The 22,435-nt window shown below is 62.5% G+C and carries 19 protein-coding genes and 1 pseudogene; 11 read left to right on the top strand and 9 right to left on the bottom strand.

The genetic code is table 11. The annotated features are described in order from the left end of the window. Window positions 1-259: 259 nt before the first annotated feature. Both RX328_RS20715 and RX328_RS20710 read left to right on the top strand, forming a co-directional pair. Entirely contained in the window at window positions 260-1,570 is a 1,311-nt protein-coding gene (locus RX328_RS20715; RefSeq protein WP_213245694.1) for an alpha/beta hydrolase, read from the top strand. A 23-nt stretch (window positions 1,571-1,593) separates the two neighbouring features. After that, complete coding sequence (locus tag RX328_RS20710; protein WP_213245696.1) at window positions 1,594-2,922, top strand: hypothetical protein; 1,329 nt, start codon at window positions 1,594-1,596, stop codon at window positions 2,920-2,922. A 149-nt stretch (window positions 2,923-3,071) separates the two neighbouring features. Here the strand turns inward: RX328_RS20710 and RX328_RS20705 are convergent, their stop codons facing one another. The 3 genes and pseudogenes from RX328_RS20705 to RX328_RS20700 all read right to left on the bottom strand — a co-directional run bounded on the left by RX328_RS20705 (window position 3,072) and on the right by RX328_RS20700 (window position 6,624). Next, window positions 3,072-4,790 (bottom strand): TonB-dependent receptor, encoded by a 1,719-nt coding sequence (locus RX328_RS20705; RefSeq protein ID WP_317258789.1) that lies wholly within the window; start codon window positions 4,788-4,790, stop codon window positions 3,072-3,074. 6 nt (window positions 4,791-4,796) lie between these two features. Continuing rightward, window positions 4,797-4,997, bottom strand: a pseudogene (locus RX328_RS43775) (TonB-dependent receptor plug domain-containing protein); the annotation flags it as partial. Between the two features lie 493 nt (window positions 4,998-5,490). Next, the gene (locus tag RX328_RS20700) at window positions 5,491-6,624 is read right to left on the bottom strand and encodes an MFS transporter (protein WP_409410716.1); all 1,134 of its coding nucleotides are present in this window, start codon (window positions 6,622-6,624) and stop codon (window positions 5,491-5,493) included. Window positions 6,625-6,911: 287 nt separating this feature from the next. Between RX328_RS20700 and thrS the strand changes: the two genes are divergently transcribed. After that, a complete protein-coding gene (thrS, locus tag RX328_RS20695; RefSeq protein ID WP_213245702.1) occupies window positions 6,912-8,957 on the top strand; it encodes a threonine--tRNA ligase in 2,046 nt (681 codons plus the stop codon). Here the strand turns inward: thrS and RX328_RS20690 are convergent. Further along, window positions 8,954-9,325, bottom strand: a complete 372-nt coding sequence (locus RX328_RS20690; protein WP_213245704.1) for a type II toxin-antitoxin system HigA family antitoxin — start codon at window positions 9,323-9,325, stop codon at window positions 8,954-8,956. The genes thrS and RX328_RS20690 overlap by 4 nt on opposite strands. 214 nt (window positions 9,326-9,539) lie before the next feature. On the opposite strand from RX328_RS20690, the gene RX328_RS20685 reads away from it, so the two are divergent. Next, window positions 9,540-10,103 carry a nitroreductase gene (locus RX328_RS20685; protein WP_213245706.1) on the top strand — a complete coding sequence of 188 codons (564 nt, stop codon included), beginning with the start codon at window positions 9,540-9,542 and terminating at the stop codon, window positions 10,101-10,103. A 152-nt stretch (window positions 10,104-10,255) separates the two neighbouring features. Here the strand turns inward: RX328_RS20685 and RX328_RS20680 are convergent, their stop codons facing one another. Together RX328_RS20680 and RX328_RS20675 are read right to left on the bottom strand one after the other, a co-directional pair. Beyond that, window positions 10,256-12,739: an EAL domain-containing protein gene (locus RX328_RS20680; RefSeq protein WP_213246313.1), complete on the bottom strand. Its 2,484-nt coding sequence runs from the start codon at window positions 12,737-12,739 to the stop codon at window positions 10,256-10,258. Window positions 12,740-12,985: 246 nt separating this feature from the next. Continuing rightward, window positions 12,986-14,059 (bottom strand): hypothetical protein, encoded by a 1,074-nt coding sequence (locus RX328_RS20675; protein WP_213246314.1) that lies wholly within the window; start codon window positions 14,057-14,059, stop codon window positions 12,986-12,988. A 235-nt stretch (window positions 14,060-14,294) separates the two neighbouring features. Here RX328_RS20675 and RX328_RS20670 point away from each other — a divergent pair, with 235 nt between their 5' ends. After that, window positions 14,295-15,350, top strand: a complete 1,056-nt coding sequence (locus RX328_RS20670) for a patatin-like phospholipase family protein (protein WP_409410710.1) — start codon at window positions 14,295-14,297, stop codon at window positions 15,348-15,350. A gap of 85 nt (window positions 15,351-15,435) precedes the next feature. Here the strand turns inward: RX328_RS20670 and RX328_RS20665 are convergent, their stop codons facing one another. Beyond that, window positions 15,436-15,864: a CBS domain-containing protein gene (locus tag RX328_RS20665; RefSeq protein WP_213245708.1), complete on the bottom strand. Its 429-nt coding sequence runs from the start codon at window positions 15,862-15,864 to the stop codon at window positions 15,436-15,438. 179 nt (window positions 15,865-16,043) lie between these two features. Continuing rightward, entirely contained in the window at window positions 16,044-16,841 is a 798-nt protein-coding gene (locus RX328_RS20660) for a rhomboid family intramembrane serine protease (protein WP_213245709.1), read from the bottom strand. A 269-nt stretch (window positions 16,842-17,110) separates the two neighbouring features. Here RX328_RS20660 and RX328_RS20655 point away from each other — a divergent pair, with 269 nt between their 5' ends. The 6 genes from RX328_RS20655 to RX328_RS20630 all read left to right on the top strand — a co-directional run bounded on the left by RX328_RS20655 (window position 17,111) and on the right by RX328_RS20630 (window position 21,523). Next, a complete protein-coding gene (locus RX328_RS20655; RefSeq protein WP_213245711.1) occupies window positions 17,111-17,404 on the top strand; it encodes a GIY-YIG nuclease family protein in 294 nt (97 codons plus the stop codon). 509 nt (window positions 17,405-17,913) lie between these two features. Then, window positions 17,914-18,468, top strand: coding sequence for a PAS domain-containing protein (locus tag RX328_RS20650; RefSeq protein WP_213245713.1), 555 nt, complete (start codon window positions 17,914-17,916; stop codon window positions 18,466-18,468). 230 nt (window positions 18,469-18,698) lie between these two features. Then, the gene (locus RX328_RS20645) at window positions 18,699-19,475 is read left to right on the top strand and encodes a transporter substrate-binding domain-containing protein (RefSeq protein ID WP_213245715.1); all 777 of its coding nucleotides are present in this window, start codon (window positions 18,699-18,701) and stop codon (window positions 19,473-19,475) included. 16 nt (window positions 19,476-19,491) lie between these two features. Then, window positions 19,492-20,154: an amino acid ABC transporter permease gene (locus tag RX328_RS20640; protein WP_057843872.1), complete on the top strand. Its 663-nt coding sequence runs from the start codon at window positions 19,492-19,494 to the stop codon at window positions 20,152-20,154. A 3-nt stretch (window positions 20,155-20,157) separates the two neighbouring features. Further along, window positions 20,158-20,808: an amino acid ABC transporter permease gene (locus RX328_RS20635; protein WP_213245717.1), complete on the top strand. Its 651-nt coding sequence runs from the start codon at window positions 20,158-20,160 to the stop codon at window positions 20,806-20,808. Then, on the top strand, window positions 20,795-21,523 hold the full coding sequence (locus RX328_RS20630; RefSeq protein WP_213245718.1) for an amino acid ABC transporter ATP-binding protein: 729 nt from the start codon (window positions 20,795-20,797) through the stop codon (window positions 21,521-21,523). The genes RX328_RS20635 and RX328_RS20630 overlap by 14 nt, the downstream gene beginning before the upstream one ends. A gap of 8 nt (window positions 21,524-21,531) precedes the next feature. Here RX328_RS20630 and RX328_RS20625 read toward each other — a convergent pair whose 3' ends face one another. Beyond that, window positions 21,532-22,305 carry an enoyl-CoA hydratase-related protein gene (locus RX328_RS20625; RefSeq protein ID WP_213245720.1) on the bottom strand — a complete coding sequence of 258 codons (774 nt, stop codon included), beginning with the start codon at window positions 22,303-22,305 and terminating at the stop codon, window positions 21,532-21,534. Between the last annotated feature and the right edge of the window lie 130 nt (window positions 22,306-22,435).

Below are 22,435 nucleotides of genomic sequence, written 5' to 3'. Positions count from 1 at the left end.
ATCGTGCAGGCTGACGCCCCTCAATTCAAGCAATGTTAACAAGGGTTTAAATTGAGACTCAAAATAGGTCCTATAATACCTGCCAACGCCACCGTGCCACTACTCGATTGCGAAAACATCGTGGCGTTCCCACAATCGCGACACGATTGCATGGTCTCTTCAGGCTTCCGGATGCGGGGAGTTTTTCCGGACGCTTAACGTCGCCTAAACGCGTGCGAGCATACGCCGGTTGACGGTGGATCTTGGGGCATTGAGGTGGATGGTCGGAGCTAATCCGAAATTCCCAATAGTTGATCGCGCCAGCCGGGCGATGTCTTCGGCCATGCCGCGCCGTGTGCTGCCGCTTCGATGCCACTGGGCTGCGATGGCCGCGCTGGTCGTGCCGCTATCCTTCGTCCTGGTTCAATGCGGTAAGGCGCCGAACCCGGAAATGCTGGCGGCGAACACGGATGGCGCCAAATCCCGGGCCGCCAAGCCGCAGGCTTCCGTCGACACGTTCGACGACCGTTTCCCCCAGCCGCAATTCGTCGACCGTTTTCCGAGAGCGGGTGAAAGCCTGCCGCAAGTCCAGCGCCAGGTCGCACTCGCGCCGCAGCCGCGCGCGGTGCGTACCGAGCCGGTGCGGGTCGCCTCGCTAACGCCAACGCTGACGCTACCCCGCAATGAGCGTGAAGAACTGACCACGCTGGTCAGCATGAAATCCTCCGCCTTCCCCTATTTCGGCACCAATCCGCGCTCTGAAGAACCGTTCCTCAACATCGTAAAAGGCGACCGCAAGGGCCATCGCAGCTATAGCGGCAAGGTCTACTGGCAGGACGAGACCTACAACGATAGCCGTGTGCTGGTGCATGTCCCCGAGACGTTCGATGTCAGGAAGCCGGGTGTGATCGTGGTGTTCTTCCACGGCAACGGCGCGACGCTGGAACGCGACGTCCGCGACCGGCAATTGGTGCCGCAGCAGATCTCCGATTCAGGCGTCAACGCCGTGCTGCTCGCCCCGCAAATGGCGGTCAATGCCGCCGACTCCTCGGCCGGCAAATTCTGGCAGCCGGGCGGCTTCAAGCGCTTCATTGAGGAGTCAGCAAGCCACCTCGCCCGCCTCTACGGCGATCCGAAGTCGGCGCAGGCGTTCGCCAATATGCCGATCGTGATCGTCGGCTATAGCGGCGGCTTCCTGCCGACGGCGTGGAGCCTCGAAGTCGGCGGCCTTCCCAACCGGGTCCGCGGCGTGTTCCTGCTCGACGCCGTCTATGGCGAACTCGACAAGTTCGCGTCGTGGATCGAGAAAAACCGGACCGGCTTCTTTGTCAGCGCATACACCCGCTACACCAAGCGGCACGATCTGGAGCTGATGCAGATGCTCCGCGACAGGGGCATCACTGTCACCGAGAGCATGGACGGGCCGTTGAAGCCCGGCAGCGTCGTGTTCGTGCAGACGCCTGATGGCGTCACCCATCGCGATTACGTGACGCAGGCCTGGACCGAGCATCCGGTCAAGGACGTACTGGTCAAGATGGCCGCAACGCCCGCCTTGACCCGCCTCGCCGGTGCGCCTTACGCCAATCGGTAACGGCCTCGGCGCGATGTCGCGGCGTGCCGGCCATCATCCCCATCTTGATCACGCGTGACCTGTGCCAAGCATCTTGCCGCTTGCACCTGTTACGTTATAACGTTGCATATCCTCCATCTTACAGGACAGCGATGCGCCGACTTCTTGCTATCGCGGTGGTTCTTTGCGGAATGTCCAGCGCAACCAGCGATGCGCACGGCCCCGCCGTCGAACATCGCACCCACGCTGGGGGCACCGCGCAGGCTTTCCGGCTCGTGGTTGCCGATGCCAAGGCGGCGGCGCTCAAGATCTTTGATCTCGAAAACGGCCAATTGCTTGCCGCACTGCCCCTGGCCAGTCCGGCGCGCCTCCACGCGGGAGCCTCTGGCCGTTATGCGTATGCCGTGCAGCCCGACGCGGATGAAGTCGCTGTCATCGACACCGGCATTGAACGGGGGAGCCACGGCGATCATGCCGACATAAAGATTTCTGCTCCCGCGCTTTTGTCTTCCCGGCTTCGCGGCTTGCGGCCTTCGCACCTCGCGCACGACAACGTCCGCGTTGCCGTGTTTTTCGATAGCGACGGAACAGCCCAGATTTTCAACGAGCAAGATTTCGTCGCGGGCCGCATGGAACGCATTCAGCGTGCCGAAACCGGCATCAAGCATCACGGCGTGGCTGTTCCGGTGGCAAGGCGTTTGGCCGTCACCATTCCACCCGCAGGCGAAGGCCTTCCGGATGCGATCGAGCTCCGCAGCAAGGACACGCCAAAGCCGCACCGGGTTGAATGCCCAAGCTTGCACGGCGAAGCGGCGACCAGCCGCTTCGTCGTGTTCGCATGTGCGGATGGTGTTGCGATCCTCGAGATGGCACGCAACGGCGTCGTCAGTCGCCAACTCCCCTATCCAGCTTCGCTACCGCCTGGACGCATGATCCGCCGCATGACCGGCGCAACCGGATTTACATTCGTTGCCGGTGATTTCGGTGTCGACGGCGTGGTCATCGTCGATCCTTCTGCTGCGGATGGGGACTTCCGCTTCATCGCTCTGCCGGCGCGCAGGATGGACTTCAATCTCCATCCGGAGTCGGGAGACCGGCTCTTTGTCATCATTGAGGACGGTACCCTTCTCGGCATCAACCCGTTGACCGGCACGACCGAAGCCCAAACACGCGTTACCGAGCGCTATGCGATGGATCAGAGCACCGTCCGCCCGCGGATCGCTTCCATCGGCCCGTATGTCGCCGTCTCCGACCCGCGTACCGGCGAAGTGGCAATTCTCGACGCAACAACCCTGGCCGAGCGACAGCGTATCAAGGTAGAGGGCGTCCCCTCGGACCTGCTTGCGATCGGAGGGGATGGCGTGAGCCATTGAATGATGGCGCCGTGAATGATTGGCGCCGTGCGTTCGGATCGCCGGCGTCCCCGTGTTCCGGGCACGAACGCTTTGCCGGCCTCGGAAACCGTCCGCGTCGCAGCTGGCGCAGCACGACGCCTGCTGCAAACGAGCATTCCTGGGCCTGCCTACCAGCGCGTACGGAGAGAAAGTTCGAAGGTCCGCGGCGCGCCAAGAATGACGTAGTTCGCGTCCGTGGCCCACGCTGCATAGACCGCGTCGGTGATATTGCGAACGCGGAACGTCAGGTCGGCGTTTTGCGCAAAGCGGTAGGTGGCAAAAACATCCGCGGTGGTGGCAGACGGCAACGTCACGAGGTTGGTATCGTCAGCCTTGATGGAGGCCTTGTGATTGATCCACCCGCCAACCGCCCAGTTTGTGAACGGCTGCCATGTGGCTCCAAAGTTCGCCACGACCTGCGGCACATTCGGCGGCGTATTGCCCGTGTAGTTCGCGGTCGCACTGGTTCGATATTCGTCATACCGGGCATTCACGTAGGCAAAGTTCGCCTCAAGGCGCAAAGTCTCCATCGGGCGATAACTGCCGGAAATCTCAAAGCCGCGGGATGACTGCTTGCCCACCTGAACCGTGAATCCCGTCAGAGGATCGGTCGAGGGGATATCGGTCTTTTCGATGTGATAGACGGCCGCCAACAGCTCACCTCGTCCGTTCGCGAAGGCGTGTTTGATACCGCCTTCCACCTGGCGCGCATTGGTGAGGCTGAAGGGAGTATCGCTGACGCCCAATGTGAACAGAGCGAAGCGCGGTTCAACCGCAGTTGCATATTGCGCGTAGAGCGTCGTGTCGGCGCGAATGTCCCACAGTGCACCCATGCGGTAGGTGCTGGGTTCGAACGTTTTGCTGTAGAGCTGGTTCGTCGGCTGCCGATTGTAGTCCACCTCCATTTGATCGACCCGAAACCCGCCAACAATTTTGACTCCTTTGAGCACCTCCAGGCGCGCCTCGCCGAAAACCGCCTTCTGCGTCAGATCCGCGCGCACGTTTTGTGTCCGTGCAGTGCCTCGCGTGAAGAAATCCGTCGGTGCGGGATTATAGGGATCGACGAGTTGAAGCGATGTCACCTCGTTGCGCGGACTGTCCCATCGCGTGCTTGCAACCTCAACGCCGATGACCGTCGACAGCGGCATCGCTCCCAAGCTGCCGTTCCAGTTCACGTCGAAACGATCGCCAATGAAGCGATGGTCGTAGCCGAGATTCTCCCACGTTTGCCGGCAGACTTGGTCCGTACCGGTGTTGTTGAGGAGGCTCTGCCCGCGGAAAGAGCAGGTGCCGCCTGCGGGAATATAGGCAAAGCGGTACGTGTTGATCCAATCGCGATCGGATTGATAAGACCAGAAGCGATTGCGGATCTTTAGCTCCTCGGTGTCATACGTCGTGTTCCAGCGCAGCCACAGCACACTGTCGTCGTATTTATTGTTCGGCAGGTTGTTGTAGTTGACCTCGCGGAGATCGGAGCGGATTTGCCCTCGCACCAGGGGCGTGCCCCAATACGCGTTCTCGATTTTCGATTTCATGTAGTCAAAATCGACGGTCGATGACAATTGCGGCGTCACGTCCCAGCGCAAGGCGCCTGCGACGTTGCCGTATTTAACCTGGTTGTCGTCGACCGGGCCGTTGTATCCGTTGACGACGCCGTCGAGCCGATAGGAGAAGCCGTTCCCCAGCGGACCTCCCTTTCCTGCGGCCTGACGGACGCCTTCGCGAGTGGTGAGCGAGGAGATTGTTTCCCACGGCTCGTTGACCCCGCTCGGTTGCTTGCGAACGAGATTGACGGCACCGCCGATGGCGCCTTCACCGTAAAGGACCGACGCCGGTCCGCGCAGCACGTCTACTCTATCGAAAATGAAGCTGTCGTAGTTGCGCGTGCTGATCGTGGTGTTGGTGACACGGATTCCGTCATAGAGCACCGCGATGCCGTTCTCGACGAACCCGCGCGTCGATGCGACGCCGGCAGCTCCTGGCCGGACGGCGGACGTGAAGCCGGTCAGGCCTTGAACGGCGTCCACCCAACTAGTCTTGCCTCGCTCCTGCATCGTCGCCTGATTGATGCTCTCCACGCTGGCGGGGATGTCGCGAGCCCTGCCCGGCAGTCGCGATCCGGTCGCATTGGGTACGTTGAGATCGGTCGTCGAACGGATGTGGTCGCGCGGCAAGCCTCCTGGCCATCCGTCGATTGGGCCTTGCGGTGCTCGATCCGCGCCGGTCTGCGCCTGGCGCGCGACGGACGCAGCCCGCATCTGCGAGCGCTTGCTGGTTCGCTGCTTTTGCTTGGTGGCTGGCCGTCCTTCCACCGTAATCGCAGGCAGGACAGCCTGAGGGACGGCTTGAGCAATCGCGGGCCGCGCACCGTCCGCGGCAAAGGATGCTGCGGCCAGAACTGCCAAGAACCGCGTTCGGCGTCCGATCCGCCTCCTGACTTCATGCCAATTGCCAATCTTTTCCATCGCTTACAGCCCCCATGCGTAATGTTATAACATTACGTATTTATGGAACTCGCGTAAGGATGTCAAAAGCCTCGGGCCGGCATCAGTGCGGTGCGCTTCCCTGGACTTTTTTCGGCTTGGTTAGAATCACCGTCACCAGCGCCAACGCGACAAAGGCCGCTCCGACGTAGCCACTGGCGAAAAGCAAATCGCGCGCGTACAGAAAACCGCCGATGGCCGAACCAATGGCCTGTCCGACGTAGAGCACGGATGTGTTGAGCGATACCGACGCGGACGCAAGCGCGGGCGCTGCGCCGACCAACCTCACCTGCTGCATCGAATTGGTGGAAGCAAATCCAATACCCCAGATCGCGACCGAGACAGCCATCAGGGAATAGATGCCGGCGCTGAGCGCCCATCCGCCCATGCCTGCCAGCAACACCGACGTGAACAGCATCGAGGTCTTCCAGGCGCCCCAGGAATCCACGATGTGGGTCCCGATGGCAGTGCCGATGACGCCGCAGACGCCGTAGACCGCGAATACCACGGCGATTGGGTCCGGGCCTGCGCCCGTGAGCCGCGCCAACAACGGGCCCATATAGGTGAACACCACGAACTGGCCGGACATCTGCGCGGTCGTGATCAACAGCAGCAGCAGGATCATCCGGTTGCGGCCGATTGCTGCCCAGGTCTTGAGGTCGACCGGCGCACCCATCAGCCCGCGGGGCAGGCGCCACGCCAGCAGGAGGAAACTCAGGCAGCTCATTGCACCGATGGCGCCATAGACTGCCTGCCAACTATAGCGGCTAGCGATGAAGGTGATCGCCGGCAGGCCGACGGCCGCAGCCAGAGACCAGCCGAGAAAGATATAGGCGATGGTGCTGCCGCGCCTTTCTTCAGGCACGATCAGCGCGGCCGTTCCCGCCGCCTGCGGCGTGTAGAGCGCGCCGATTGCCAGCATCAGCAGGCGAATGACGAGCAGGCTCGCGTAGTCAGGCGCAAAGGCGGAAGCAATGTTGGAGAGCGCCAGCACCGCGAGCGTCGCCACTAGCAGGTTGCGACGATCGATCCTGGAGGTCAGCCACGCCGTAACCGGCGAGCCGATGCAGAGCATGATCGCGCCAAAAGTGATCAATAGCCCCGCGGTGCGGATACTGATGTCGAGACCGGAAGACAACTCTACCAGCATGCCCGCCGGCGCCAATACCGAGCAGCCGGTAACAACATTGCCGAGCATCAATGCGGTGGGCGCAAAGCGGCGTTCGATGAGGGCGGGCACCGGCACATGTTTCATGCAGATGCATGTAGGCCGCTCCGCGCGCCAAAAAAAGGACGCGATACCGGACTATTTGGCATTCGCTGCATGAGATTTATTGATTTGACGGCGCCAGGGCTCCTGTCGGCCGCGGTTTATCGCGCCCTTGTTTTGGCAAATTGACCGATTGCGGGAGCCGAATCCCCTGCTATACCGCTGCTTCCCGCTTACCTGCGCTCGTTCGCAGGAGTGAGCTCAAGGAGATGCCAATGCCTGACAGCAATGCCCCCGCATCGGGATTCCAATTTGGCCTTGCGAATTTGAAACCGGCCGAACCCGTGCACAAAATCACCCTCACCTTCCCCGACGGCGCGAAACGCGAATTCGCCAAGGACATCACCGGGCTCGACGTCGCCAAGGGCATATCGCCCTCGCTCGCCAAGCGCACGGTGGCGATGGCGCTGGACGGCATGGTCACCGATCTCAACGATCCGATTTCGCACGATGCGAAGATCGAGCTCATCAGCCGCGAGGACCCCCGCGCGCTGGAACTGATCCGGCATGACTGCGCGCATGTGCTGGCGGAAGCGGTGCAATCGCTGTGGCCGGGCACGCAGGTGACGATCGGCCCGGTGATCGAGAACGGCTTCTACTACGACTTCTTCCGCAACGAGCCGTTCACGCCGGAAGATTTCGCGGCGATCGAAAAGCGGATGCGCGAGATCATCGCGCGCGACAAGCCCTTCACCAAGGAAGTGTGGGATCGCGAGAAAACCAAGCAGGTGTTCCGCGACAAGGGCGAGGCCTTCAAGGTCGAGCTGGTCGACGCCATTCCCGGCGACGAGCCGATCAAGATCTACTTCCAGGGCGACTGGTTCGACCTGTGCCGCGGCCCGCACATGAGTTCGACCGGCAAGGTCGGCAACGCCTTCAAGCTGATGAAGGTGGCGGGCGCCTACTGGCGCGGCGATGCCAACAACCCGATGCTGACGCGCATCTACGGCACGGCGTTCGCCAAGCAGGAAGAGCTCGATGCTTACCTCAAGCAGATCGAGGAAGCCGAGAAGCGCGACCATCGCAAGCTCGGCCGCGAGCTCGATCTCTTCCACTTCCAGGAGGAAGGCCCCGGCGTGGTGTTCTGGCACCCGAAGGGCTGGACCATTTTCCAGGCGCTGATTGCCTATATGCGCCGCCGCCTGACCGGCGACTATGACGAGGTCAACGCGCCGCAGATCCTCGACAAGGCGCTGTGGGAAACCTCGGGCCATTGGGACTGGTACCGCGAGAATATGTTCGCGGCGCAATCGGCCGGCGACGAGGCGGAGGATAAGCGCTGGTTTGCGCTGAAGCCGATGAACTGCCCCGGCCATGTGCAGATCTTCAAGCACGGCCTGAAGAGCTACCGCGACCTGCCGCTACGCCTTGCGGAGTTTGGTGTGGTGCATCGCTATGAGCCCTCGGGCGCGATGCACGGCCTGATGCGCGTGCGCGGTTTTACGCAAGACGACGCACATGTCTTCTGTACTGAGGCGCAACTCGCCGAGGAGTGCCTCAAGATCAACGACCTGATCCTGTCGACCTACGCCGATTTTGGCTTCGAGGGCGAACTCACGGTCAAGCTCTCGACCCGGCCGGAGAAGCGCGTCGGCACCGACGAGATGTGGGATCATGCCGAGCGCGTGATGGCGACCGTGCTGGCGGAAATTCAGGCCAGCGGCAGTAACCGCATCAAGACCGAGATCAATCCGGGGGAAGGCGCGTTCTACGGGCCAAAGTTCGAATATGTGCTGCGCGACGCCATCGGCCGCGATTGGCAATGCGGCACCACGCAGGTCGACTTCAACCTGCCGGAGCGCTTCGGTGCGTTCTATATCGATGCCGATGGCTCGAAGAAAGCGCCGGTGATGGTGCATCGCGCGATCTGCGGCTCGATGGAACGCTTCATCGGCATCCTGATCGAGCACTTTGCCGGCAATTTCCCGCTCTGGCTGGCGCCGATCCAGGTCGTGGTCACGACCATCACCTCCGAAGGCGACGAATACGCCAAGGTGGTCGCGGCTGCCGCGCGACGGGCCGGCCTGCGTGTCGAGATCGACCTCCGCAACGAGAAGATCAACTACAAGGTCCGCGAGCACTCGCTGGCGAAAATCCCTGCCCTGCTCGTCGTCGGCAAGAAGGAAGCCGAGACCCATTCGGTCTCGATCCGCCGGCTCGGCAGCGACGGGCAGAAGGTGATGCCGACCGACGAGGCGCTGGCCGCCCTCGTCGAGGAAGCGACGCCGCCGGACGTGAAGCGGGCGCAGGCGGCGGTCTAGGCGGCCTTATTTTGCCCGATCTTGATGAGGGACTCGGCTGGAATGTCGAGCCCCTCATGCAGTCTTCGGATCATATTGAGAGTCAACTCGCGCCGCCGATTGAGCACCTCGTGTACTCGGTTTCGGCTGCCTATAGAGGGTATGAGATCGCGCGGTTGCAATCCGCTCTGCTCCATGTGGTACCTAATCGCTTCCACCGGATCCGGCAGATCGAGCCTGTAATGTTTGCGCTCCCACGCTTCCACCAGCGTGACCAATACATCGAGCCGATCTCCTTCGGGCGAGTTGCGCCGGGCATACATCAGTCCCTCGATCTCCCTGAGAACCCGGCGATAGTCACGATTGGATTTGATCGGTGCGATATTCATGACTGAACCTCAGACGCTCTGTGCATCGATTGCATCGTATTGCCGATGCGTCCCGATAAACCTGATATAGACCACGCGGAGCGCCCCCAAACGTAACAAGCATGAAGTCGGGCAGACGCCTCATCATAATCCATCTAAACCGGCTTTTGCTGGCTTCGTCGGCAACCTATCTTCGTGTTAGGCAATCCCACACCTTATCCAATGAGAGACCCTTGTGCCCGACGCCATTGAACTCCTGAAAATCCGCCGTTCGGTCAAACCGCGCGAGATGAGCGGGCCCGGCCCGACGGCGGCCGAACTTGAGACCATTCTGACCATCGGCGCGCGGGTGCCCGATCACGGCAAGCTGACGCCGTGGCGCTTCATCGTGTTCGAGGGCGACGGGCGCCTTCGCGCCGGCGAGGTCATCGCCAAGGTGTTTGCACGTAAAAATCCGTCGGCGCCGGCCGCCGATATCGAGATCGAGAAGCGCCGGCTAATGGACGCGCCGCTGGTGATCGGTGTCGTCAGTTTCACCAGGCCGCATCCAAAAGTACCGCCCTTGGAGCAGGAACTGTCCGCCGGCGCCAGCGCGATGAACATCGTCAACGCAGCCACCGCGCTTGGTTACGGCGCGTGCTGGCTGACCGGCTGGTTCGCCTTCGACCGCGATGTGCTCGACGGGCTCGGATTGAAAGCAGATGAAAAACTCGCCGGCTTCATCCATATCGGCACGCCGGCCAAGCCTGCCGAGGACCGCCCGCGCCCGGCGCTGTCGGATATCGTGACGCGGTTTTGAACCAACACCTCATCCTGAGGAACGGCGTCTTCGCCGCGTCTCGAAGGATGCAGGCCCGGCTGTGCCCCTCATGGTGCGAAGCATCGTCCGGAGACGGCGCTAGCGCTCCTCCTCACCATGAGGGGGTTCGATCGGGATTGCCCTCAGCCAACTCACGCCGCCTTCGATGCGCGGGCGCCAAAGCCGGACAGCAACGCCTCGAGTTCGGATGCCGGCTTCGCCGCGCTGAACAGAAAACCCTGCACCTCGTTACAGCCTTCGGCGCGCAGCCAGTCGAGCTGGTCCATGGTCTCGACGCCTTCAGCCGTCGTCGTGATATTCAGGCTCCGCCCGAGGCCGGAGATGGCGCGTACGATCGCAACGCAATCGGTACGCTCGGCGAGGTCCTTCACGAATGATCGGTCGATCTTGATCTTGTCGAACGGAAAGCTCCTGAGATAGCTCAGGCTCGAATAGCCGGTACCGAAATCGTCCATGGATATGCTGACGCCGAGCTCGCGAAGCTGATGCAGGATCGCAAGGTTGGCTTCCGTCTCGGCCAGGAAGACCGACTCGGTGATTTCAAGCTCGAGCCGCCGCGGCGAGAGGCCGGAATGCGCCAGCGCCGAAATCACCGCTTGAACCAGATTGCGGCTGCGGAACTGGACCGGCGACAGGTTGACCGCGACCTTGATGTCATCCGGCCAGTTCACAGCTTCCAAACAGGCCTCGCGCAGCACCCACTCGCCCAGCGCCACGATCAATCCGATATCCTCGGCGACGGGAATGAAATCGGCCGGAGAGATCATGCCCTTTTCCGGACTGCGCCAGCGCAACAGCGATTCGAACCCGCTAATGCGGTTGGCGGCAATATCCACCAGCGGCTGAAAATGCAATTCGAATTCGCCGCTCGCGAAGGCACGACGCAGGTCGCGTTCCATATCGCGGCGCTTCTGTGCCTGGCGGTCCATCTCGCGCTCGAAGAAGCGATGAACGTTGCCGCCATCCGACTTGGCCCGATAGAGCGCCATGTCGGCGTTGCGCATCAATTCCTCACAGCTTGCACCATCGCCGGGCGATAGCGCGATGCCGACGCTGGCGCCGACGACGACGTCGATGCCGTCGAGTTCGTAGCGCGCGCTCAAGACCCCGATCAACCGGTCGGCAAAGTCGCTCACCTCGTTCGGCGACACTTCAGAGACCAATACGATAGCGAATTCGTCGCCACCCAGCCGCGCGACGAGATTGTCGCCGCGAACCTCTGACTTCAACCGCTCGGCTACCTGCTTCAGCAGACGGTCTCCCATCGGGTGGCCGAATGAATCGTTGACGTGCTTGAACAGGTCGAGATCGACGCACAGCACCGCCACGCGCCTGTTGCCGGGCTGTGCCCGTTCGAGCGCCTGGCGGAGGCGTTCCTGGTAGAACTCGCGGTTCGGCAGGTTGGTCAGGCCGTCGTGATGGGCCATGTGAGCAATCCGCGCTTCCGCCGCGCGGCGCTCGGAGATATCGACGACCGCCACCAGATAGCCGTCGCGCCCGTCGAAGGCGACGCGCCGTCCGAACGTCAGCACGTGGATTTCGCTGCCGTCGGCCTTGAGATGCCGCCAGTCGCGACTCGAATTGTAGACCTCGCCCACCTGCCGCAGCGCCTGGCTGTGACTGGCCCATTCATCCTCCGGCCAGATCTGGCGAAGCTGCATCTGCAGGAATGTTTCGCGGGGGTAGCCGTAATGGCGCACGGCCGCGTCGTTGACGTTCAGGAATTGGGTCGTTTCGGCATCGAACACCCACATCGGCATTGGATTGTTGTCGAACAGCAGGCGGAACGAAACCTCGCGTCGCTTCAGCGCCGTGACGTCGGAAACCGTCAACGAGAGCATGTCGCCGAACGCCGTCACGCCCAGTCGCAGGCAGCGGTCCTCGCTGTCGATTTCGATCTGATCGCCACTGCCGCTGACGACGATGTCGCGCAAGCGACGGATCACCTCCGGTGTGCCCAAAAGGTTTCCGCCCGTGGCGAGCCGTCGCCACAGCAATTCCGTCGACGGCTGCCGCAATAGCCGCGCCGCTCCCTGATTGAGGTGAACGATCTGAAAATCGGACGGGCAGCCATTCGCATCGCGAATTGCAGCCAGCGAGAGCATGCCTTCGTCGGTCGCCGAGAAGATCGTGTCCAGCAGGTTGAATTGCGCGGCGCGCTCGTTGACGTAGACGCCGATCAGTGTGCCGCCCCAATGCGACGACGTCGGCAGTGCCAGCACGTCATAGGTGCGCACCAGCCCGTCGCGCACGCAATGCGCCGCAGCAAGGTACGGGCGACCGTTCTGCAGCGCGTGTGATGCCGCCTCCCCCAGCGCGGTCGCGCAATCCGGCGGCAAAACGCTCAAGGGAACGTCCCATCGATCTTCGTTCAGCCATTGCTGGACGTACCGGCCGCTATACGAGAGAGCGAGCGCGCCGTCGTCGTCCCGAAGCAGCACGACGTGATCCGCCAACCGGCCGAGGCTGCCCAGCATGACGTCTTCATAGCGCGGAAGCTTCTGGCCCGGCCGCAGTGCAGCCTGCCATTTGCGCCTCAGAACCGGGAGGTCGGCGAACATCTCGGTATCGAACTTCTGCGACGATTTTTTCGATGATCTGTTGGCCGCAACCATGCCCTGCCCCGCTACGCGCACTTGATCCCGGGGCATCCAATGCAGCCGGGTTTAAGGCCGTGTGAAAATTGCGGCAGCCGTACGCCGATGCGGTGATTATGACAGTTTTAAGTTGTGCGATGGTTAGTGGGCATTAGAGACTATGACAGTCGAGGGCCGACCTTATTTGCCGCGTTTTCTTTACGCGAACCGGAGGCCACCCCCGGATCAAGTCCGAGGGCATGCTTCGCTCGAAAACGCTATGGTCTAGCGCGCCACGACCTCGACCTCGCCGTCGACGCCGTTGACGACGTTGAAGGGGCGCTCGAACACCTTGCCTTCGTTCTTGGCAATCGCCCGGTATTCGCCTTCGGACAGCACCACGCGCGGAAACGCGCCGATCGATTCCTTGATGACGTCGCCGCCCGGCGTAATCACCGACCATGCGGTGTTGGCGAGCGCCTCCCCGCCCCTGTCGCTGACGAGTTTTAGCGTAATCACCGCCGCACGGTGGGAGACGGTCACGTCGGTCAGCTTGCCGGCCTGGACGCGGATGTCGGAGCGCACCACCGAGTTGGCGTCGCCATAGTTGGAGATGATGTAGTAGGTGCCCTCCGGCAGCAGCGCGACGTCGCCCGCGGCGACGTTCGGAAGCAGCGGGCTGCGTTCGGAGCCTTCGAACTGGCTGCCCTTGTAGATCGCGAACGAGATCTGGTTCGGGGGAATCTTGCTGGTGCCGACGCGGCCTTCGATGCGCAGTCCGCCGGCCGGAAGCACGAAACCCACGCGGTCTGTCTCCGCTTTCAGGCTCACCGCCCGCACCGCGCTGACCAGGCCGAGGGCCACATGGACGACGTAATTACCGGGCGGCAGCACGATGTTCGGCGTCGCGCCGCGCTCCTCACGGATCAGCTTGAACGTGCCGGTATCGTCGGGCTTGTCGGCAAATACCCGCCACACCAGCCCGCCGTTGATAACCGGCAGATCCTTGCCGTAGCGCGCCGTGAGCGACAGCACTGCCTGGCCTGCAGTCGCCGCACCCGGCGGCGGTACCACCGGCGGCACGGCGGTGACTTGTGGCTGAACGATGGTCGGCTGGTTCAGCGGCGCGGCAAGCGGTGGAATCGCCCCCGTCCCCGACGGCGGCGCCAGGTTCATGGCAGGCCCGGTCTGGGTGTCCGGAACCACGGCGGGCGGCACCGGTGGCGGGCGATCCGAGAACCACTGGGCCGAGACCGGGGCTGGAAGAAGCAAAGCAACCAGCGTGAAGGCAACCGCCAGCGCCGGGAAGGGCCATCCGCCCCGCCCGAATCTACCGATACCGTTACCGCCCGAAATCATCGCCATGCTTTTCACTGAAAACGCGGCAAATTCAAGCCTTCGTGGCCGAAGTTTGGCCAGCGGCGCTGGAGGAACCCGCACCGGCACCCAGTGTTAATGCTGCGGTCGTGGTCCAGTCACATTCCCTGCCTACGCCGGCCATTCGCCGGGCATAAACCATGCATCCGGATTGGAATGGACAATTCTGGCGCGGCCGCGCCGCGGCGAATATCGTTGCAGCCGCAGGAGAGTTTGCGTGTTGGATAGCTGGATGGGCCGTGGCCAAAAAAGCTCCGATGCCCAGGACAAGGTAGGGCTCGGCAGCATCCGCCGGCCGGTGATCGGATTGGCGTTGGGTGGCGGCGCCGCACGCGGCTTTGCCCATATCGGCATCGTCCGGACGCTGGTGGCTCACGGAATCATGCCCAACGTCGTGGTGGGAACGTCGATCGGCGCCGTGGTCGGCGGCGCCTATGCTGCCGGACATCTCGACACGCTGGAGGAATGGGCGCGCAGCCTGCAGCCGCGGACGGTCCTCTCCTATCTCGATATCCGCCTGAACGGCTCCGGCCTGATCGGCGGCGCCAAGTTGGCGGCCCAACTGGAGGCGGCGCTCGGCCAAAGCCTGATCGAGGATCTGCCGGTGAAATTTGCCACCGTCGCGACCGAAGTGCGCACCGGCCACGAAATCTGGCTGACCCATGGCCCGATGGTGGACGCGATGCGCGCCTCCTACGCGCTGCCGGGAATCTTCTCGCCGATCCTGGTTGGCGACCGCTGGCTGGTCGACGGCGCCCTGGTCAATCCGGTGCCGGTATCGGCGGCGCGCGCGCTCGGGGCGGAAATCGTGATCGCTGCCAATCTCTCCAGCGACGTCTTCGCGCACGCCACAACGATCTATTCCCACGGTCCCACGGCCGGCATTTCGGTATCGGTAATGCCGGAAGCGCTGCCCGAACCCGAACCGCGCAAACGCGGCATCGGAAAATTCTTCTCCGCCGAGCGCACGATGAAGCGTGAATTCTTCGGTGGCGGCGGACGGCCGGGCATCTCCTCGGTCATGGTTGATGCCTTCAACATCATGCAGGACCGCATCACCCGTGCTCGGCTTGCCGGCGATCCTCCGGACCTCCTGATCTCGCCCCGCGTCGGCAAGATCGGCTGGTTCGATTTTCATCGCGCTGACGATCTGATCGCCCACGGCGTGAGAGCGGCCGAGCGGGCGATCGACTCGATCCAGGAGGCGATCCATATCCTGGCGCCGCCGCAGATCGAAGCCGAGAAGGCGCTCGAAAAGCCTGACAAGGAATAGCGTAGCGTTTTCAAGCAAAGCATGCCCTCGGACTTGATCCGAGGGTCGTCACCGGTTCACGCTAAGGAAATGCATCAAAACAAGCTCATGCCGTCTTGATGTAGTCGCGCAGCGCTTCCTGCTCGGCCTCATATTCCTGGACACGGCGCTTGACGACGTCGCCGATCGATATCAGGCCAACCACCTTGCCGTCCTCAATCACCGGCAGATGCCTGAACTTACCGAGCGTCATCATTTCCATGATGCCGGCGACGGTGTCGGACTCCCGGCAACTCACGACCTTGCGCGTCATGACCTCGCTGACCGGCTCCTCACACACCCGGGCTCCGCGCTCCCCCAGCACGCGGACAATGTCGCGCTCGGAAAGAATGCCCTCGAGGCGTCCCTGGTTCATCACCAGTACCGCGCCGATCTTTTTCTCGCCCAGCAGCTTGATCGCAGCCGAAAGCTTGGCGTCGGGCTCGACGCTCAAAACGTCATGACCTTTGGTGTCGAGAATTGCACGTACCGTCATTGTCGCCTCCTGAATCGGTTCGCGCCCGCAAGGGCCCGACTTGTTCGCGAGTCTTCAATCAACAGTTCCGCGCCGGTTTCTTCTCGGGGCGCGGTCAGCAAGCAAAGTGGTGATGCACGTGCCTCGGCTTGCAGTTCGCGATGATGATGAATGAAATCGCCCTGACCCGCAAGCGGCGATCAGACGCGGCTAGATTCGTCCGGCGATGAAGCATCCGCAGCATGCGGCGTCGCACGCGGCACCGGATCGAACAGCGAAAACAACATCAGGCCGGCGAGAAATCCGCCGATATGCGCCTGCCAGGCAACGCTGGCACCCTCGGTGCCAATCGAAATCGCCCCGAGGCCGAAGATGATGTTGACGCCGAACCACACGGCGAGAAATCCGACCACGCGAGGGTTGCGCAGCGCCCGGGCAAGCGACAGCGCCGGAACCTTCGCGGCAGCATCCGCATCGCCCCGTCTGAACGAAAGAAAACTTCCCCGCACGAAGGCAAAGCGAATGGCGGCGGCCATGGCGCCGGATACCGAGGCCGAGGCGCCGATCATCGGCGCGATGGCGTGCTCATGGGTAACGAGATGCGCCAGTGCGCCCGCCGCGGCCGTCACCGCCATAAAGACGAAGAATCTGGCAGGACCAAACCGGCGCGCCAGCGCGCTGCCGAACGGCAACAGCCACAACACGTTGAAGCCGATATGGCTGAGATTGGCATGCAGCAGCGAATAGGTGACGAAGGTCCATACCTTGGCGCCGGCTCCGCCGGGAAAGGTGATACTGAGCAAGGTGGAGTCGTAGCGCTTCGGAATGAAGCCGAAGACGTCGATCGTCCAGTTCTCCAGCTCAACCGGCAGCAGCATCCGCACATGAATCGCAGCGATCAGCACGATATAGGCCGTGAGCGCGCCCGGTAGCGTCAAGATTGGCTCGTGCGGGGCGTCCGGCGGCTCGACCGGGGATGAGTAAGACTGGGATTCCAAGGGGTCCAGGACCTTAGCTGGTGGCTTCGAGGCTTATGGGCCCAGATAGGCGGCTTTGCCCGCCCTGTGCAAGTGCACAATCGCAGCTATCCGTGTCCCGGACGCGGCGCAGCGCCCCTCGGCGGTGCGACGCAGAGCCGGGACCCACTGCAGCCACTTGGGTCCCGGCTCTGCGGAGCAGCGAAGAACGCTACACCGCGTCCGGGACATGAAATGTCACCTCTATGGTACTATACCCTAGGTTGCTTACGATCAGGTCTGATTACCACATGGACGGCCCGTTTTTCGTCTACATCCTCGCAAGCAAACGGAGGGGGACGCTCTACGTCGGCGTCACCAATAATCTCGGGCGTCGGATGCTGGAGCACAAAGGCAAGCTCGTCCCGGGGTTCACCCGAAAATATGGCGTCGATCTGCTCGTATACTTTGAGATGTTCGATTCGATTCTTGAAGCGCGTGCACGGGAACACTCGATGAAGCGCTGGCGGCGAGCCTGGAAGGTCAAGCTCATCGAGGAGTTCAATCCAGATTGGGATGATTTGACCGCCAAACTGAATTCGTGACGCCGAGGGATGCTCGTGTCCCGGACGCGGCGCGGCACGAAGTGACGCGACGCAGAGCGGGACCCACCACGCAGTCTGTTTGGGTCCCGGCTCTGCGGCGCACCGCCAAGGGGCGCTGCGCCGCGTCCGGGACACGAGGCCCAACGAAAAAGGGAGGATGCTGAGAACATCCTCCCCCGTCTTGCTGGCCTTTTCGCGCCCCGGAGCCGGGACCACATCCCCGCCCCTCCCCGCGCGATGACCAAACTGTTTGATGCCACCTGTGTACCAACCGCGCCGGACAGATAAGCCGGAGCCGCCTGATGCGTTCCACATTACGCACGCCGCAGCGCCAAGGCCAACCTCATAGTTAATTTAACGTTAACAACGCAAAGCCGCGCCCCACGCGGCCAAATCGCGTCCCCGGCATGGACGCTGCACAGCCTGTCCTGCACAACGAACAAGGGAAGGCGTGTTGCGCAAAAGCGGGACAGATGTGTCCCGCCTAGGCAAGCCGGGAAAAGGTAGGCATGAAACACCCATCGAGCCGCGAGTTCTTCGCCTATTGGGACGCGAAACGCGGCGACGCGCGGGCGCCGGACCGTAGCGAGATCGAACCCGATGCGGTGCGCGAACTGCTCGGCGACATCTTCGTGCTGTCCTACGACAACGGGGCCGGCTATCCGTTTCGTGTCGCGGGGACGCGGGTCTGCGCCCTGCTCGGCCGCGATCTGAAGGACACGAGTTTCTCGGCGCTGTTCGCTCCGGAGAGCCGCCACGAGGTCGAGGACATCATCAGCTATGTCGCCGAAGAAATGCTGGCGGCGATTGCAGGCATCACCGCGACTTCGCAAGATGGCGTAACGGCGCATCTGGAGTTGCTGCTGCTGCCATTCAACCACCGTGCGCATGCGCCGATCAGCCTGACCGGATTGCTGGCGCCGTTCGAAAGCGACCTCGGCACGATCAGGGACTTCAGAGTGACCTCATGGCGCTATCTGCACCGGCCGCAAAAGCTCGTCCCGCGCGCCTTGCGCAAGCTCGCGATCGCGCGCGGCTTCATGGTGTATGAGGGCCTGCGGTAGTCACGAACCACCGGGTATATATCGAACGCTGCAGCACAACGCATGGTCGCGTGATCATGCTCGAAAACACCCACAAAGAGCCTTCAAAAAAAGCACGGCCAAGCATTGCCTAAATGCGAGGCGTCAGGCAGGGTCGAACCGCGACGTGGAGCCGGGCCACATCAGCTGAATGAGACGCACCGAGACAAATCTCGGACGCGCGTATTCGCCGTAACCTCGGAGATCCAAGAATGCTGTTGAAGAGATTGATGCTTGCCGCCGCACTGGCCACTGCCGCGGTGGCGACGCAGGCCCATGCCGACGCCCTCGATTCGATCATGAAGTCCAAGGTGATCAAGATCGCGGTGCCACAGGATTTTGCGCCGTTCGGCTCCGCCGGGCTCGATCTCAAGCCGCAGGGCTACGACATCGACATGGCCAACCTGATCGGAAAGGAACTCGGGGTGAAGACCGAGATCATTCCGGTGACCAGCGCCAACCGCATTCCCTATCTCCAGACCAACAAGGCCGACCTGGTGATTTCCAGCCTCGGCAAGAACGAGGAGCGCGAAAAGGTCATCGACTTCTCGATCGCCTATGCGCCGTTCTTCTCCGGCGTGTTCGGCACCAAGGCAATCGCGGTTGCGAGCGCGGCCGACCTCAAGGGCAAGACCATCGGCGCCACCCGCGGCGCGATCGAGGAGCAGGCGCTGACCGCCTCGGCCCCGGACGCCACCGTCAAGCGCTTCGAGGACAACAACGCGACCATCGCCGCCTTCGTGTCCGGCCAGGTCGACCTGATTGCCACCGGCAACACAGTTGCGGCTGCGATCGCCGAGAAGGTCCCTGCCCGCGCACCGGCGCTGAAATTCGTGATCAAAGACAGCCCCTGCTATGTCGGGCTCAACAAGAACGAGCCGGCGCTGCTCGCCAAGGTCAACGAGATCATCACCAAGGCGAAGGCATCTGGCGAGATCGGAAAACTGTCGGAGAAGTGGCTGAAAGCACCGCTACCGCCCGGCTTCTAAGCGCAAGGCTGGGGCAGTGTCCTATAAGCTGCAATTCGCCGAACTGCTGCCCTACTGGAACGTGCTGCTGTACGGGCTGGTCTTCACGATCGTGCTGACGATCGTGTCGACGGTCGTTGGCATCGCGGTCGGCACCGCGGGCGCCGCAGCGCGCACCTTCGGCCCCGGCTGGCTGGGCCGCATCGTCGCGGTGTACGTCGAATTGATCCGCAACACGCCGTTCATCGTGCAGTTGTTCTTCATCTTCTTCGGCCTGCCGGCGCTCGGGCTGAAACTCAGCGAGACCACCGCCGCCTTCCTCGCCATGGTGATCAATCTCGGCGCCTACTCGACCGAGATCATCCGCGCCGGCATCGAAGCGGTTCCGAAAGGCCATATCGAGGCCGGCCTCAGCCTCGCGATGAGCAAATGGGAGGTGCTGCGCCATATCGTGCTCAACCAGGCATTTCGAAAAATCTACCCGGCGCTTTCGTCGCAGATCATCATTGTGATGCTCGGCTCGGCAGTGGTGTCGCAGATCTCGGCGGAAGACCTCACCTATGCCGCGAACTATGTGGCGTCGCGAAATTTTCGCAACTTCGAGGTCTACCTACTGGTCGCGCTGGCCTACCTCCTGCTGGCGATGCTGACGCGTTCGCTCTTGCGGGCGCTCGGCCGCGTCATCTTCAAGGCGAGGTGAACCATGCTGCAGTTCAGCTTTTGGGACATCCTCTCCAACCTCTTGATCGCCACGCAGTGGACCATCGTGCTGTCGCTGATTGCGTTCGTTTGCGGCGGCATCGTCGGACTGGTCCTGCTGTTCATGCGCACCTCGCGGATCGCGCCGCTGGAATGGTTCACCAAGATCTACATCGAGTTCTTCCAGGGCACGCCGCTATTGATGCAGTTGTTCCTGTTCTTCTTCGGCATCGCGCTGTTCGGCGTCGAGGTCTCGCCGTGGATGGCCGCGACGCTGGCGCTGACGTTCTGGACGAGCGCGTTCCTGACCGAGATCTGGCGCGGCTGCGTCGAAGCGATCCCGAAGGGCCAGTGGGAGGCCTCGTCCAGCCTCGCCCTTAGCTACATCGAACAGATGCGCTACGTCATCCTGCCACAGGCCTCGCGCATCGCGGTGGCGCCGACCGTCGGGTTTTCGGTGCAGGTGATCAAGGGCACCGCGCTCGCCTCGATCATCGGCTTTGTCGAGCTGACCAAGGCCGGCACCATGCTCAACAACGCGACCTTCCGGCCGTTCCTGGTCTACTCGCTGGTCGCGCTGATCTATTTCTGTCTGTGTTTCCCGCTGTCGTGGTGGGCGAAGAAAATCGAGGGCCGCCTCAATGTCGCTCGTTAGCATCCGTGACGTCAGGAAGAGTTTTGGCCCGAATGAGGTGCTGAAAGGCGTCTCGCTCGACATCGCCAAGGGCGACGTGGTGGCGATCATCGGCCGCTCCGGCTCCGGCAAGAGCACCCTGCTCCGCTGTATCAATGGGCTGGAGACTTATCAATCCGGCAGCATCGTCGCTGATGGCATCGAGGTCGCCGGCGCCAACACCAATTTGCGCGAACTGCGCCGCCATGTCGGCATGGTATTCCAGCAGTTCAACCTGTTTCCGCATCTGACCGCTGCCGAGAACGTTATGCTGGCGCCCACCGTCGTCAACAAGGTATCGAAGGCCGAAGCCCGCGCCACCGCCGCCGAAGTGCTGGCCAAGGTGGGGCTTTCGGAAAAGATGGACGCCTATCCGAGCGAGCTTTCCGGCGGCCAGCAGCAGCGTGTCGCCATCGCGCGATCGCTGGCGATGCGGCCGAAGGTGTTGCTGTGCGATGAGATCACGTCAGCCCTCGACCCCGAACTGGTCAACGAGGTGCTGCGCGTGGTCGAGCAATTGGCGCGCGAGGGTATGACGCTCATTCTGGTGACGCACGAAATGCGCTTCGCCCGCGACGTCGGCACCAAGCTCGTCTTCATGCACCACGGCAAGGTGCATGAGGAAGGCGTGCCGAAAGACGTCTTCGCCGCCCCGCGAACGCCGGAACTGCAGCAGTTTGTCGGCCAGGTTGGTTGAGCTTCTGCTCAGCGTCCGGTGAACACCGCCGCGCGTTTCTCGAGGAAAGCGTTGCGCCCTTCCACCGCGTCCGCACTCTGGCGGATCTCTGCCTGCGTCTCGATCTCGCGGCGGAATTGATCGGCATAGCTGGCGTGTTCGCTCTCGTCGATCAGGCGGCGCGTCGCGACCAGCGCGCGCGTCGGGCCATCAGCGAGCCGGCGCGCCAGCCCAAGCGCCCCGTCCCGAAGCGCCGCATCGTCGAACACTTCGCGGACCAATCCCCACTCCTTCGCGAGATCGGCAGACAGCGGCTCGTTGGTCATCATCAATTCGAGCGCTCGCTGCCGGCCGATGAGGCGTGGCAACAGCCAGGTCGAGCCAAGATCGGGGACCAGCGCGATGCGGCTGAACACCTGAATGAAGCGCGCCGAACGTGCGGCAACAATCATGTCGCCCGCCATCGCAAGGCTGAATCCGCCGCCCGCCGCCACGCCGTTAACCGCGACCACGACCGGCACGCGGCATTCGCGTAGCGCTTTGAACGCCGGCCAGTAGTACTTCATCACGCCGGCTGCGATGTCGTCGCCCAGGATTTGCGCCGCCTTGAGGTTCTGGCCCGAGCAGAAGCCACGCCCGGCGCCCGTCAGCACCAACGCCCTCACCTGCGGATCATCGTTAATCTCGCCGATGGCTGTCGCGAGATCGCCCAGCAAATCGGGCGTCATCGCGTTCAGGGTCTCGGGTTCATCCAACGTCAGCACGCTGACGTTGCCGTCGCGTTCCCGCTTCACTCCCGGCATTCGGTTCCTCCGTCTGCTGACGTTTTGGGCCGGCCCGGCCGGGCGCGACAGGTAACCCTGATCGTACCGAAGCAGCGATGCGAAGCACAATGGCCTCTCGCAGACTTGACCGAAATCCCTGTTGCCAGAG

The sequence above is a fragment of the Bradyrhizobium sp. sBnM-33 genome (genome assembly GCF_032917945.1).
In the GTDB taxonomy this organism is placed as follows: Bacteria; Pseudomonadota; Alphaproteobacteria; order Rhizobiales; family Xanthobacteraceae; genus Bradyrhizobium.
This window is presented reverse-complemented; position numbering and strand designations above follow the sequence as displayed.

Excerpts from the sequence above, each read along its gene's own strand:
- RX328_RS20630 (WP_213245718.1), top strand. The coding sequence starts at position 20,795 with ATGTCGCTCGTTAGCATCCGTGACGTCAGGAAGAGTTTTGGCCCGAAT.
- thrS (WP_213245702.1), top strand. The coding sequence starts at position 6,912 with ATGCCTGACAGCAATGCCCCCGCATCGGGATTCCAATTTGGCCTTGCG.
- RX328_RS20700 (WP_409410716.1), bottom strand. The coding sequence starts at position 6,624 with ATGCTCGGCAATGTTGTTACCGGCTGCTCGGTATTGGCGCCGGCGGGC.
- RX328_RS20690 (WP_213245704.1), bottom strand. The coding sequence starts at position 9,325 with ATGAATATCGCACCGATCAAATCCAATCGTGACTATCGCCGGGTTCTC.
- RX328_RS20680 (WP_213246313.1), bottom strand. The coding sequence starts at position 12,739 with ATGGTTGCGGCCAACAGATCATCGAAAAAATCGTCGCAGAAGTTCGAT.
- RX328_RS20645 (WP_213245715.1), top strand. The coding sequence starts at position 18,699 with ATGCTGTTGAAGAGATTGATGCTTGCCGCCGCACTGGCCACTGCCGCG.
- RX328_RS20655 (WP_213245711.1), top strand. The coding sequence starts at position 17,111 with ATGGACGGCCCGTTTTTCGTCTACATCCTCGCAAGCAAACGGAGGGGG.
- RX328_RS20675 (WP_213246314.1), bottom strand. The coding sequence starts at position 14,059 with ATGATTTCGGGCGGTAACGGTATCGGTAGATTCGGGCGGGGCGGATGG.
- RX328_RS20665 (WP_213245708.1), bottom strand. The coding sequence starts at position 15,864 with ATGACGGTACGTGCAATTCTCGACACCAAAGGTCATGACGTTTTGAGC.
- RX328_RS20635 (WP_213245717.1), top strand. The coding sequence starts at position 20,158 with ATGCTGCAGTTCAGCTTTTGGGACATCCTCTCCAACCTCTTGATCGCC.
- RX328_RS20715 (WP_213245694.1), top strand. The coding sequence starts at position 260 with ATGGTCGGAGCTAATCCGAAATTCCCAATAGTTGATCGCGCCAGCCGG.
- RX328_RS20625 (WP_213245720.1), bottom strand. The coding sequence starts at position 22,305 with ATGCCGGGAGTGAAGCGGGAACGCGACGGCAACGTCAGCGTGCTGACG.
- RX328_RS20650 (WP_213245713.1), top strand. The coding sequence starts at position 17,914 with ATGAAACACCCATCGAGCCGCGAGTTCTTCGCCTATTGGGACGCGAAA.